Here is a 14,841-nt window from a genome sequence, read left to right on the forward strand (position 1 = left end):
AATTAAACAATATCTTAACATACTGAGATAAAGAAAAAAGTGTTTTTTAGAAAGTTTCTTCTCCCGACCGTAGTCGGGAGAAAAGGGTGTACATAAGCTTACGGATTATTAGTACTACTCGACTATGACATTACTGCCTTTACATCTATAGCCTATCAACGTGGTCATCTTCCACGATCCTTAAAAGAAATCTCATCTTGTGGTGGGTTTCGCGCTTATATGCTTTCAGCGCTTATCCCTTCCAAACGTAGCTACTCTGCGGTGCCCCTGGCGGGACAACAGATACACTAGAGGTTTGTCCAATTCGGTCCTCTCGTACTAGAATCAGATCCACTCAAATTTCTAACGCCCACAGTAGATAGAGACCGAACTGTCTCACGACGTTCTGAACCCAGCTCGCGTGCCACTTTAATGGGCGAACAGCCCAACCCTTGGGACCTTCTCCAGCCCCAGGATGTGACGAGCCGACATCGAGGTGCCAAACCCCCCGTCGATATGAGCTCTTGGGGGAGATCAGCCTGTTATCCCCGGCGTACCTTTTATCCTTTGAGCGATGGCCCTTCCATGCGGAACCACCGGATCACTATGCTCTACTTTCGTACCTGATCGACCTGTATGTCTCTCAGTCAAGCTCCCTTATGCCATTGCACTCTACGCACGGTTACCAAGCGTACTGAGGGAACCTTTAGAAGCCTCCGTTACTCTTTTGGAGGCGACCACCCCAGTCAAACTACCCACCAAGCAATGTCCCCCGCAAAACGGGGTTAGGCCTCAGATAAACAAAGGGTTGTATTTCAACAATGACTCCACAACGCCTGGCGACGCCACTTCACAGTCTCCAACCTATCCTACACATCATTTATCCAAGGTCAATACTAAGCTATAGTAAAGGTGCACAGGGTCTTTTCGTCCCACTGCGGGTAAACGGCATCTTCACCGTTACTACAATTTCACCGAGCTCATGGCTGAGACAGTGTCCAGATCGTTACACCATTCGTGCAGGTCGGAACTTACCCGACAAGGAATTTCGCTACCTTAGGACCGTTATAGTTACGGCCGCCGTTTACTGGGGCTTCAATTCAATGCTTCTCCGAAGATAACATCTCCTCTTAACCTTCCAGCACCGGGCAGGTGTCAGGCCCTATACTTCATCTTACGATTTTGCAGAGCCCTGTGTTTTTGATAAACAGTCGCCTGGACCTCTTCACTGCGGCCAGCTTGCGCTGGCGACCTTTCTCCCGAAGTTACAGGTCTATTTTGCCTAATTCCTTAGCCATGAATCTCTCGAGCACCTTAGGATTCTCTCCTCAACTACCTGTGTCGGTTTACGGTACTGGTACTAATTACCTGAAGTTTAGAGGTTTTTCTTGGAAGCCCTTAGGCGCACTATCTCTTTGTCCGAAGACTCCGAGTACTATCGTATTTCCCCAAGATCTGTGGATTTGCCTGCAGATCTTATAGGTAGGTACTTCAACGAACTATTCCGTCAGTTCGCGGCGCTTTCATCACTCCGTCACCCCATCACAGTAATTAGTAGTACGGGAATATTAACCCGTTGGCCATCGACTGTCCCTTTCGGGTTCGCCTTAGGACCAGACTAACCCACAGCTGATTAGCATAGCTGTGGAAACCTTAGTTTTTCGGTGTGCGGGTTTCTCGCCCGCATTATCGTTACTTATGCCTACATTTTCTTTTCCAGCCAGTCCAGCATACCTTACGATACACCTTCAACCCTGCTGGAATGCTCCCCTACCACTTAGAGTAAACTCTAAATCCATAGCTTCGGTAATACACTTATGCCCGATTATTATCCATGCTCGTCCGCTCGACTAGTGAGCTGTTACGCACTCTTTAAATGAATGGCTGCTTCCAAGCCAACATCCTAGCTGTCTGGGCAGACAAACCTCGTTCTTTCAACTTAGTGTATATTTGGGGACCTTAGCTGATGGTCTGGGTTCTTTCCCTCTCGGACTTGGACCTTAGCACCCAAGCCCTCACTGCTGAGAAACATTATATAGCATTCGGAGTTTGTCAGGAATTGGTAGGCGGTGAAGCCCCCGCATCCAATCAGTAGCTCTACCTCTATATAACTTAATTCAGCGCTGCACCTAAATGCATTTCGGGGAGTACGAGCTATTTCCGAGTTTGATTGGCCTTTCACCCCTACCCACAGGTCATCCGAAGACTTTTCAACGTCAACCGGTTCGGACCTCCACACTGTGTTACCAGCGCTTCATCCTGCCCATGGGTAGATCACACGGTTTCGCGTCTAACACTACTGACTAAAGCGCCCTATTCAGACTCGCTTTCGCTACGGATCCGTGGCTTAACCACTTAACCTTGCCAGCAACGTTAACTCGTAGGCTCATTATGCAAAAGGCACGCCGTCACCCCACGAAAGGGCTCCGACCGCTTGTAAGCGTATGGTTTCAGGATCTATTTCACTCCGTTATTCACGGTTCTTTTCACCTTTCCCTCACGGTACTGGTTCACTATCGGTCTCTCAGGAGTATTTAGCCTTAGCGGATGGTCCCGCCAAATTCAGACAGGGTTTCACGTGCCCCGCCCTACTCAGGATACCACTATCTATTACACTTGTTACCCATACGGGGCTATCACCCTCTATGGCGTCACTTTCCAGCAACTTCCGGTTCCTTGTGCATAAAATGTCGTGGTCCTACAACCCCAGCACTGCCGTAACAGCACTGGTTTGGGCTAATCCGCGTTCGCTCGCCACTACTTACGGAATCACTTTTGTTTTCTTCTCCTCCGCCTACTTAGATGTTTCAGTTCAGCGGGTTTGCCCACCTATCGGTGTACTATGTCTTCAACATAGTGGGTTGCCCCATTCAGGTATCTGCGGATCAATCGGTGTGTGCCCGTCCCCGCAGCTTTTCGCAGCTTATCACGCCTTTCATCGCCTCTGAGAGCCAAGGCATCCCCCATACGCCCTTATTTTGCTTATTGTACCAATCTTAAAATTAATTAAGACCGTTTTTTTTGTCTTTTGTTATTTGTATTGCTACTATAACAAAAAACGCTTTCTACTTTTTATTATTTTCTTATCTCAATATGTCAATGAACTTTTATTGCCTATCTTTATAGACAATCAGTGGAGAATAACGGAGTCGAACCGTTGACCTCCTGCGTGCAAGGCAGGCGCTCTAGCCAGCTGAGCTAATCCCCCATTTTAATTAAAAATTAAAAATCGTGAATTAAAAATTATGAACTTTTTGATTCTTAATCTTTCAACTTCTAAAATTTCCTTTTTTCTAAGTATTTCAGTCTTTTTTAATTTTTAATTCTCAATTTTTAATTAAATTACCAATTGAAATTCTTAAAAAAGTAGTCCCGGGCAGACTCGAACTGCCGACCCCTACATTATCAGTGTAGTACTCTAACCAGCTGAGCTACGAGACTCTGTTTTACTTAAAATTTATTATTTGAACTAACAGCAAGAGTAATTGAACTTCGTGATTCAGAACCTTCTAAATTATCATCTTTTTTCCCCATCGTGCATTACTGCTAACAATTGGGGCTCTAGAAAGGAGGTGTTCCAGCCGCACCTTCCGGTACGGCTACCTTGTTACGACTTAGCCCTAGTTACCAGTTTTACCCTAGGCAGCTCCTTGCGGTCACCGACTTCAGGCACCCCCAGCTTCCATGGCTTGACGGGCGGTGTGTACAAGGCCCGGGAACGTATTCACCGGATCATGGCTGATATCCGATTACTAGCGATTCCAGCTTCACGGAGTCGAGTTGCAGACTCCGATCCGAACTGTGACCGGTTTTATAGATTCGCTCCTGGTCGCCCAGTGGCTGCTCTCTGTACCGGCCATTGTAGCACGTGTGTAGCCCAAGGCGTAAGGGCCGTGATGATTTGACGTCATCCCCACCTTCCTCACAGTTTGCACTGGCAGTCTTGTTAGAGTTCCCGACATGACTCGCTGGCAACTAACAACAGGGGTTGCGCTCGTTATAGGACTTAACCTGACACCTCACGGCACGAGCTGACGACAACCATGCAGCACCTTGTAAATTGTCTTGCGAAAGATCTGTTTCCAAACCGGTCAATCTACATTTAAGCCTTGGTAAGGTTCCTCGCGTATCATCGAATTAAACCACATGCTCCACCGCTTGTGCGGGCCCCCGTCAATTCCTTTGAGTTTCATTCTTGCGAACGTACTCCCCAGGTGGGATACTTATCACTTTCGCTTAGCCACTGAGATTGCTCCCAACAGCTAGTATCCATCGTTTACGGCGTGGACTACCAGGGTATCTAATCCTGTTCGCTACCCACGCTTTCGTCCATCAGCGTCAATCAATTAGTAGTAACCTGCCTTCGCAATTGGTATTCCATGTAATCTCTAAGCATTTCACCGCTACACTACATATTCTAGTTACTTCCTAATAATTCAAGTCTGGCAGTATCAATGGCCGTTCCACCGTTGAGCGATGGGCTTTCACCACTGACTTACCAAACCGCCTACGGACCCTTTAAACCCAATGATTCCGGATAACGCTTGGATCCTCCGTATTACCGCGGCTGCTGGCACGGAGTTAGCCGATCCTTATTCTTACGATACCGTCAAGCTCCTTCACGAAGGAGTGTTTCTTCTCGTATAAAAGCAGTTTACAATCCATAGGACCGTCATCCTGCACGCGGCATGGCTGGATCAGGCTTGCGCCCATTGTCCAATATTCCTCACTGCTGCCTCCCGTAGGAGTCTGGTCCGTGTCTCAGTACCAGTGTGGGGGATCTCCCTCTCAGGACCCCTACCCATCGTAGCCTTGGTAAGCCGTTACCTTACCAACTAGCTAATGGGACGCATGCTCATCTTTTACCGTTGTGACTTTAATAGTGGCTTCATGCGAAGCTGCTATACTATGAGGTATTAATCCAAATTTCTCTGGGCTATCCCTCTGTAAAAGGTAGATTGCATACGCGTTACGCACCCGTGCGCCGGTCTCTGGTTCCGAAGAACCATACCCCTCGACTTGCATGTGTTAAGCCTGCCGCTAGCGTTCATCCTGAGCCAGGATCAAACTCTTCATCGTATATTGTTTGTCTTAATTAAATCAAGACTAATTATTATGCGACGATTCTCTATCGGTTCTTTTCAAATCTCTCGATTCCATTACTCTTATTCTTTTGTTTTGAAATCTCTCTCAAAACGGCTGTCAATTCAATATGTCTACGAACGTGTTTCAATTTTGTTTCGCTTGTGTTTCAAAGCGGGTGCAAAAGTAGAAAACTTATTTCTAACTGGCAAATGTTTTTTGAAGTTTTTTTTAAGAAATTTTAATTTCCTTTTTCCTCATCTTACCTGCCAATCTGTCAATGAACTTTCCGTGTTTTGCGGGGTGCAAATGTAACTTCTGTTTTTAAATCTCACAAGCTTTTTTGAATCTTTTTTTGAAAAAAATTTTCTTTCCAAAATCCGTATGCTTGTCAGTATTTCTTAGAACGTCTGTCGCTGTTGCGGGTGCAAAAGTAGCACCTTTATTTACATTTACAAGCCTTTTTTTTATATAATTTCAATCTTTTTTATAAAGCACTGGTTTTGCGTTTTTTACAATTCAAAGTTTTTTTTGATCGGATTGGGGTTTTGTGGATTTGTAGCGCTTTGTGTGGGTTTGGATGGGTTTGCCGCAAAGGCACTAAGGCCCGAAGGTTTTTGTTTTCTTCCTTTTTATTGGGATGGAAAAGGCACAAGAGTGCGTTTTGGGATGGTTTTTGTTTCGCGCAAAGTCGCAAAGGCGCTAAGTTTTCTTCTTTGTTCCTGAATTTTCCTCTCTTTATCCAAATGTTTTCTTGAAAACTACTGCCCTAGCCCCGATAGTAACGGAAATCCTTTTGTGCCGGGGTTCGGCACAAAAGATTGTAGTGCATAGCGGGAAATAGCTCCTTCTAAAAACTAAATTCCAATTCTTTTAAACTCCAAATTCCAATTGGGTGATCCTTCAGCTTCTGTTCAGCAGGATAAACTATACATATATAATTAAAGAAGTTTCTCCTTATATATAGGTAGCAAAATAACCCCGACAAGTTTAAAAAACATGTCGGGGTTGGGAAAGAGTAAATCTACTCTTTATATATAATATGTAAAAATACACCTTATATATAGGTATGGATAATTAATTTAAAGCATCAATTACTTCTTTAGTGATTTGGATGCTTTTTAGTTTTTTCTGATGATCAAAAATTGGGCTGGTCACCATTAGTTCATCAATTCTTGAATAGTCGATAAACTTTTTAAGATCTATTGCCAGTTGTTCCTTATTTCCCGTAAAAGTACATGCCGTCATTTGATTGACATGAAAACGTTCTTCTTCGCCCATGATATCATCTAAAGATGGTACAGGTGGCTGTAACCCTTTGCGGTCGCCACGAATGAGATTTAGAAACATCTGATACAAACTTGTTGATAGAAATTCAGCTTCTTCATTTGTATCGGCTGCAATAATATTGACGCATGCCATTGTTTTTGGCTTATCCAAAGTGGCGGAAGCCTGGAAATTTTCACGATAAAACTCGAATGCCTGAATCATTTGACGTGGTGCAAAATGCCCCGCAAAAGCATATGGTAATCCATAAGCCGCGGCAAGAGCTGCACTTTCCATACTTGAACCTAAAATCCAGATTGGAATATTTGTGCCTTCGGCCGGAAAAGCGCGCACTTTTGCTGTAGCATTTTCGACTGAAAAATAATCCTGAAGTTTGCTTACGTTTTGAGGAAAGCGCTGTGCCTGTTCAAAAAAGTCTTTTCTAATGGCTTCGGCGGTTGGCTGGTCTGTTCCGGGTGCTCTTCCTAATCCTAAATCAATTCGGTTTGGATAAAGCGTTTCTAAGGTTCCAAATTGTTCGGCTACTACTAAAGGAGAATGATTTGGCAACATGATTCCGCCCGAGCCTACACGGATATTTTGAGTTTGTCCAGCAATATATCCTATTAAAACAACTGTTGCCGTACTTGCAACGTGTGCCATATTGTGATGTTCGGCCAGCCAAAAACGCTTGTAACCTAATTTATCTGCTAATTGCGCTATGTTTTTTGTTTTTTGAAATGTTTCTGAAGCATTGCTATCCTGAGTGATGATGGCAAGCTCTAATAGTGAGACTGAAATTGGGTTTTTCATATAAAAAATGCTAGTATGCAAAATTAAGTCATTTATACGGATGCCTTTTGTTTTCTAATGTTAATAGAATTATAATATTCTTATCGGATCATAAATGATTAATTTTAAATGATTAATTATTGTTTTACGATAATTAATTATACATTTGCAATATCAATTCAACTTTTAGCACATGAAGACAACTCATATTGTTTCCAGAATATTATTCTATTTTACCCGATTTTTAGCTATTGTTTATTTCACATTAGCCATATACTCTGTTTTTACATTGGTAACAGGAGTGTTTCTGACCTTTAAGGATAACGGAAAGTATTTTCAGGTTTGCTATCCTTTTACTACTCATCCTGTAATGCTTGGCGATTATAATCTGCCTTACATTCTTTTTGATTTTTTGGCACCGTTAAGTTTGTATGGAATTTTCTTTTTACTGAGCAGTAATGTTTTTAAGTTATTTTATCAGCCAAAATTATTTACTGCAAACGGGATTTTGCATTTAAGACGCTTTTATTTATCAAATTTATTGGTACCCGGAATTGTAATTTTTATAGCTTTCTTTTTTGTTCCGTTAGACAATGAAGTTTCGCTTTTTATTGTATTGCATGGAATGCTGGGTGTTTTTGCTTATTTTTTAGCTGCTATTTTTAAACAGGGTTTAAACCTTCAGAACGAACAAGACTTATTTATATAATCATGCCAATAATTATAAATGTTGATGTAATGCTTGCTAAACGCAAAATGCAAAGTAAAGAGTTGGCTGAAAAACTAGGAATCACGCCTGCTAATTTATCGATACTTAAAACCGGAAAAGCCAAAGGAATCAGATTTGATACTCTGGAAGCTATTTGTAAAATATTAGATTGCCAGCCGGGCGATATTTTAGAATACGTAAGCGAATAAATCTTTTTAAATCTTAACTAAAAAAATCGACTCTTGATGTCGACAGGGATTCTATTGCCTATTTTTTTCAAAATAATTATTTCAATCAATCATTAAATCAATCACAAAATGAACAGTTTATCAATCAAAAATCTCAACAAAACGTATGAGAACGGCACACAGGCTATAAACGACGTGTCACTGGAAATTACTAACGGAATGTTTGGCTTGTTGGGGCCAAACGGAGCTGGAAAATCGACTTTAATGCGAACCATTGCGGCTTTACAGGAACCATCTTCGGGAAGTATTACCTTTAACGGAATCAATATTCTGGAAAACCCAATGTTTATCAGAGAAAATCTGGGTTATTTGCCTCAGGAATTTGGAGTTTATCCTAAAATTTCGGCTTATCGCTTATTAGATCATTTAGCGATTTTGAAAGGAATCGTGAATAAACAGGAAAGAAATCATCAGATTCTGACTTTATTACAGCAAACCAATTTATTGCAACACAAAGACAAAGCGGTTCACTCTTTTTCTGGCGGAATGCGTCAGCGATTTGGTATTGCGCAGGCTTTATTGGGAAATCCGAAGATTATTATTGTCGATGAACCAACTGCGGGACTTGATCCTGAAGAAAGAAATCGATTCAATAATCTTTTAAGCGAAATTGGCGAAAGCATTATTGTGCTTTTGTCTACTCATATTGTTGAAGATGTTCGGGATTTGTGTACCAAAATGGCAATTATTTCAAACGGAAAATTGATTTTGGAAGGAAATCCAAATGAAAAAATCGATTTATTGAAGGATAAAATCTGGATGAAAGCCATTCATAAATCTGAATTAAAGGAATATCAAACTCATTTCAATATTATATCCTCGCATTTGAATTCGGGTAAATTGAATATTCATGTTTTTTCGGATCAGCAGCCAGATTCTGGTTTCAACTTAATTTCGCCTGATTTAAGTGATGTTTATTTTAGTGTTTTATCAAATCAACTTAAAAAATAACGTTATGCTTTTAAAATTAATACAATTTGAATGGCATAACAATACCAGAAACTGGAGTTTTTATGCCACATTTTTAGTTTACTTAATCCTGGGATTTTTTATGAGTGCTTTTGCGAATTTTTCGTTTTCCGGCGCTTACAAAAATAGCCCTTATGTACTTACTTATGCCATTGGTTTGATTTCTTTAACGACGATATTCTCGATAACACTTCAGGTTGCACAGAATTTTTTAAAGGAATATGAAACCAAATTCGACTCCATTATCTTCACCACTCCTATTTCTAAGTTCAATTATCTAGGAAGTAAATTTATTGTCGCTTTTGGCATAGCCGTTATTTCTTTTGGTATGTTTATTATCGGGATGATGATTGGTCATTTGATGCCCTGGCTTTCTCAGGATGAAATTGGTGCTTTTTATATCATCAATTATTTATGGCCGTATTTGGTTTTGGTGATTCCTAATATCGTATTGTGTCTATCTATTTTAACGACTTTAGCTTGGTTAACCAGAAGTAAACTCTTTATTTATGTTGGCGGTTTTCTTATTTACATTTTATATATCGCAGGTTCGCTTTTCTCCAACTCCCCTATTTTTGCGAATGCTTCTCCTTCGTCTGCAGCGGCGATGTCTTTTGCGGCAAAAATAGATCCGTTTGGGTTGGCAGCATTTTTAGAACAAACTAGATATTGGACTTCAATTCAAAAAAACACTAATCTTCTGGAATTATCCGGTAATTTTTTATTGAATAGAATGCTATGGATAAATGTTTCCTTTCTTCTATTATTTCTTTCTTATAAATTATTTCCTTTCCGAAAAACGAAAACTAAAAAGGTAAAATCATTTAAGGTTTTAAAAATTGAATCTCTTTCATTTTCTACAGAAGCACCAAAAAATATCGAATTTAGAACTTTCAAACATAATTTTCTAGTTTTAAAAAGCTACATTAAAATGGATGTTTCCTTAATTTTAAAAGGAATTCCGTTTCTATTGATAGTTATTTTATTTTCAGGATTGCTTTTAATTGAAATTTCAGATGAAATTGATGGCGGAATCAGATTGGCACAAAATATTACGAATACGGCTTTGATGATTAGTACAATTATGGATCGTTTGCCTTTTATTCTAATTATCATTTTGCTTTTTTATAGCAATGAATTGATAAACCGAAGTGAAACATCTCAATTTGAAATGTTGGAAAACACAACACCTCATCAAAAAACGGTCGTTTTAGCAGCAAAAATTATTTCACTTTTTACAATTCCTTTACTAATAATCGCTTTAAGTATTTTAATTGGTTGTGGTTTTCAAATTGTTCATGCAAATGCTCCTATAGAATTTGGGCTCTACTTTTCTCTATTTTATTATTTGGGCTTGCCGATTTTATTGATTTCGATTTTAATCGTTTTTATTCAAACTGTTATACCTAATAAATATTTAGGCCTTTCGGCAGCGGTTATTATTACGATTTTGATAAGTACCGGAATTGGGGAACAGTTAGGAATTTCGCATCCATTATTAAGGTTTGGAAATCCTTTTGAAAGAGAGTATTTTGATTTGAATTGTTTTGGAAAATATCCTGTTTCGTTTCATGTTTCGATGTTGTACAATTTTGGATTGGCTTTAATTTTACTAATCTTAACTGGTATTTTATGGAAAAGAAATACTTCAATTCTAAAATCATTTCGAAGACATTCGCTGAATTCACTTCAGAAAACAACTTTGGCATTGGGAATTCTTCTTTTTATTGGTTTTGGAAGTTTTCTGTTTTATAAAACCAATATTGAATATCCGTATTTAACTGAAGAAGATCACAACAATTGGAGCGAACAATATGAGTTACAATTTAAAAAATATATTGATTTACCTCAACCAACAATAACTTCCGTTAAAAGTGATGTTGCTTTGTTTCCTGCAGAAAATCGTTATGAAGTGTCTGGGAAATATCAATTGATTAATAATTCTGAAAAAGCAATTGATAGTTTACTCCTATATATAGATCGAAATTCAAAACTAACTTCAATCAAAATTCCGAATGCTGAAAAATTAAACGACGTTTCTCAATTCAATCATTATTGGTATCGTTTAGCAAAACCGCTTAAACCTCATCAAAAAATGGAAATTTCATTTTCATTTAAATCAGGCTGGTCGCCGTTTAAAGGTCATACTTCTTTTAATTCGGTTATAGAAAATGGTTCTTTTATGCGAATAAGTCGTTATTACCCAACTTTTGGTTATCAGGATGCGAATGAAATCAGCAGTAAAAAGGAACGTTTAAAAAGGTATTTGAAATCTCAAACTCCGCTAAAAAAACTCGAAGACAAAACAGTCAGTCCATACAATTTTATTGATTATGATGCTGTGGTTTCAACTTCTCAAAATCAAACGGCAATTGGTGTTGGTAATTTAATTGGAAAATGGACAAAAAACAATCGCAATTATTTTCATTATAAATCAAATGGGAAGATTCCGTTTCGGTTTGCTTTTTCTTCTGCCAAATATCAAATTCAAAAAACAAATTATAAAGGAGTTACAATTGAAGTATATTATGACAAAAGACATTTTAAAAATGTTTCGAAATTAATACAAGATGTAAAAAATACTTTAGATTATTGTCAAACCAACTTTGGAAAGTATCCTTATAAAACAATCCGTTATGCCGAAGTTTCTGCTTTCGCCGATGGTTTTGCTGCCACTTCTTATCCATCGACAATTTTTATGAAAGAGAATTTTGGTTTTTACAGCGACCTTTCTCGTAAAGATAAGGAAGATGTTATCAATCAATTAACTGCACATGAGTTGTCGCACGAATGGTGGGGAAATGCACAAATTAGTCCTGAACAAAAAGAAGGAAGCTGGATTTTGACAGAAACATTAGCGCAATATACTGAACTGATGCTTTATGAAAAAGAACATGGCCTAGAGAAAACTCTTGAAACTTTAAAAATTCATCTGGATTTGTATTTAAGCAGCCGAAGTTATGATCCTGAAACGCCTCTTTATAAAACGAATTATGACACTCCGCATTTACCTTATGATAAAGGAATGCTTGTAATGCATCAATTGCAAATGTTAATTGGAGAAAGAAAATTAAATCTTGCCTTAAAAAATTTTCTAAATCATTATAAATATCCAAATCAAATTCCTGATTCTGAAGATTTATTAAAAGAAATTTATTCGGTAACTGATCAAAAATTATATTGCAAATTAGATGAAATGTTTAAACAAATTATTACATATTCGTCTAATATTGTTTCGGTTGAAAGCAATAAAAAGAATAATTTTTATGAAATTTCTTTTAAAGTAAATTCTAAAAAATATTCTGAGAATGCAACCGGAAAACGAAAACTGATTAAAAATGATTCTATAATAGATATTGGTGTTTACGATGAAAATGGTAAATTGTTTTCTTATCCTTTTTTAATAAAAAATAATGTAGTTAAAGGGAAAATTAAACTCAAAATCAAACCTCAACTTATTGTTGTTGATCCGTATTTAAAAAATATAGACACCTTTATTAAGGATAACGAAAAGGAAATTAACTAAAGTTTTCTGCCACAGATTAGATCTTATTTCACCAACTAATTAGTAAAAATTTGCAAATCTGTGTCTGTTTTTATTCTAATTCATTTCTCTTTTAATTTCTAATTTCTTGATTTTTGAATTTAATGTCGATGGATGAATATCCAGGATTTCAGCAGCTCCGCCAATTCCGGATATTTTTCCATTACATTTTTTCAGAATATATAAAATATAATCTCGCTCATTTTCTAAAATGGTTTTGATCGAAAATGATTCGCTTGCCTGGTCTGCGTGCATTTTTGAAGATGTCGAAAGCTCAATGTCTTTAATTGTATTTCCGTCTGTTAGTAAAATAGCTCTTTGTATTACATGTTCTAATTCACGAATGTTTCCCGGCCAATTGTAATTTGTAATTTGCTGTAATGCAAAATCTGAAAGTACCGGAGATTTTCGTCCCATTTTTTCACTGTATACTTTTATAAAATGATTCGCTAATTCCGGAATATCTTCTTTTCGTTTTTTAAGCGACGGAACTATAATCGGAAAAACGTGCAGGCGATAATACAAATCCATTCTAAATCTTCCGGCAGCTACTTCTTCTTCCAAATTTTTATTGGTTGCAGCAATTATTCGAACATCTATTTTTATAGGCGATGCTCCTCCAATTCTTTCAATTTCTCTTTCCTGCAAAACGCGCAATAATTTTACCTGAAGTTCCATTGGCATCTCTCCTATTTCATCCAGAAAAATTGTTCCGCCATCGGCCAGTTCAAATTTACCAATTCGTTTATCCATCGCTCCGGTAAAAGCGCCTTTTTCATGACCAAAAAGCAACGATTCTGCCAGATTTTCTGGAATCGCACCACAATTTATAATCACCAAAGGCTTATTTTTTCTTGGAGACAATGTATGGATACTTTGCGCGATCTTCTCTTTTCCCGTTCCGCTTTCTCCTAAAACTAAAACTGAAGTATCAGATGGTGCTACTTTTCGAATGTAATCAAAAACGGTAATCATTTGAGAACTATTTCCAATAATCCCTTCAAAACCAACTGATTTATTAATTGGTTTTATTTCTTTAATAATTGCTTCTTTTTGGTCTGAGTCTGAATTTGTTTTGGGATACATTTTAGTAATAAACTGAACAAATGTATTTTCAAGATTACTCAAAACTGCTATATTTTCGGGAGAATAAACATTAAAATTTCGACTGTAAAAAGTAAAATGAAATTTTTGAATTGCTACAATTGAAAGAGGAAAAACTAAATAAGATTTAATTCCGAAATTATGTGATATTAGACCTTTTATAGGCGCAACCTGAAAATTATTGATTAAAGATTCTTCGCTATAAACAACAGGATTTAAATCTATTTTTGATTTTTTATAAGTCTCGTCTAATTCTTTTATAGAAATATCGGCAATTTTTGAAAACTTTTCGGGATTAATAATCTGGTAATCATCTATATTTTTGCGCATGACACCAAGATTTGCATAATGCGTTGTATTTAAAAAACCAACTTCTAAATAATCAAAAGAGATAAAAGTCTGCACCACTTTTGCAAATGCCAACAAAGCATCTTCCCATTTAAGATTTAATTTTATAATTTCTGCAATATTATTCTGCAGTTGAAACTGCTGCATTAATTGCGATTCTAAACTATATTCCTGACGGTAAAAAGCAATTTCCAGTGTTGTTAAAACGTCCTGCTCACGAAATGGTTTTACGATAAAACCATAAGGCTGGGTAATTTTGGCCTGATCTAAAATACTTTTGCTTGAATTGGCAGATATATAAATGAAACCAATATGGTTTTCCTTTAAAATTTGAGCCAGTTCAATTCCGTTTCTGCTTCCTTTCAACATAATATCCACAAAAACCAAATCCGGTTTTTCCGTTTGAATTTGTTCCAAAGCCTGATCAACAGAACGCGAAATTCCGATTACTTCGTAATTTGCTTTTTCGAGAATTAACTGCAAATCATGAGCCTCAATAAATTGATCTTCAACAATTAAAATTCGCTTTTTTAAAGTAGGTTGAGATGAATTATTGGGAAACTCAGAAACCGTTTTCATAATTGTGGCATTTTTAGTGTTATAAACCTGTAATTTATTGGTATAAAATTAGTTAATTATTGCAAGTAAAATAACATTTTTACCAAATATAAATCATCAAAAACAACTTTAATGTGAATTTTCTTCATATTTTTTCACAAGACCACATGTCTTTTATTTTATATTTGTTTCCGAAAACTTCCAAAAAAACTAATTCTCACCAAATTATGAAGCAATTCTAT

The 14,841-nt window shown here is 37.5% G+C and carries 6 protein-coding genes, 2 tRNA genes and 2 rRNA genes; 4 read left to right on the forward strand and 6 right to left on the reverse strand.

From position 1 onward, the window contains the following. Positions 1 to 88 precede the first annotated feature (88 nt). The 5 genes from ACZZZT_RS22390 to ACZZZT_RS22410 all read right to left on the reverse strand — a co-directional run bounded on the left by ACZZZT_RS22390 (position 89) and on the right by ACZZZT_RS22410 (position 7,140). Positions 89 to 2,967 (reverse strand): 23S ribosomal RNA (locus tag ACZZZT_RS22390). 146 nt (positions 2,968 to 3,113) lie between these two features. Further along, positions 3,114 to 3,187, reverse strand: a tRNA-Ala gene (locus ACZZZT_RS22395). Positions 3,188 to 3,346: 159 nt separating this feature from the next. Next, positions 3,347 to 3,420: transfer RNA gene (locus tag ACZZZT_RS22400), tRNA-Ile, on the reverse strand. 124 nt (positions 3,421 to 3,544) lie between these two features. Next, positions 3,545 to 5,058, reverse strand: a 16S ribosomal RNA gene (locus ACZZZT_RS22405). Together the 16S and 23S rRNA genes with 2 tRNA genes alongside form the textbook arrangement of a ribosomal RNA operon. Positions 5,059 to 6,138: 1,080 nt before the next feature. Next, positions 6,139 to 7,140, reverse strand: a complete 1,002-nt coding sequence (locus tag ACZZZT_RS22410) for an LLM class flavin-dependent oxidoreductase (protein WP_463462005.1) — start codon at positions 7,138 to 7,140, stop codon at positions 6,139 to 6,141. Positions 7,141 to 7,312: 172 nt separating this feature from the next. On the opposite strand from ACZZZT_RS22410, the gene ACZZZT_RS22415 reads away from it, so the two are divergent. From ACZZZT_RS22415 to ACZZZT_RS22430, 4 genes are all read left to right on the forward strand, one after another. Then, positions 7,313 to 7,828 (forward strand): DUF2975 domain-containing protein, encoded by a 516-nt coding sequence (locus tag ACZZZT_RS22415; protein WP_463462006.1) that lies wholly within the window; start codon positions 7,313 to 7,315, stop codon positions 7,826 to 7,828. Between the two features lie 2 nt (positions 7,829 to 7,830). Then, a complete protein-coding gene (locus ACZZZT_RS22420; RefSeq protein WP_463462007.1) occupies positions 7,831 to 8,037 on the forward strand; it encodes a helix-turn-helix domain-containing protein in 207 nt (68 codons plus the stop codon). A gap of 108 nt (positions 8,038 to 8,145) precedes the next feature. Further along, on the forward strand, positions 8,146 to 9,027 hold the full coding sequence (locus ACZZZT_RS22425) for an ABC transporter ATP-binding protein (RefSeq protein ID WP_463462008.1): 882 nt from the start codon (positions 8,146 to 8,148) through the stop codon (positions 9,025 to 9,027). A gap of 4 nt (positions 9,028 to 9,031) precedes the next feature. Beyond that, positions 9,032 to 12,571, forward strand: a complete 3,540-nt coding sequence (locus ACZZZT_RS22430) for an ABC transporter permease/M1 family aminopeptidase (protein ID WP_463462009.1) — start codon at positions 9,032 to 9,034, stop codon at positions 12,569 to 12,571. Positions 12,572 to 12,646: 75 nt separating this feature from the next. Here ACZZZT_RS22430 and ACZZZT_RS22435 read toward each other — a convergent pair whose 3' ends face one another. Further along, a complete protein-coding gene (locus tag ACZZZT_RS22435) occupies positions 12,647 to 14,620 on the reverse strand; it encodes a sigma 54-interacting transcriptional regulator (RefSeq protein WP_463462010.1) in 1,974 nt (657 codons plus the stop codon). Positions 14,621 to 14,841: the final 221 nt, after the last annotated feature.

It is taken from the genome of Flavobacterium sp. AC274, from assembly GCF_979258275.1.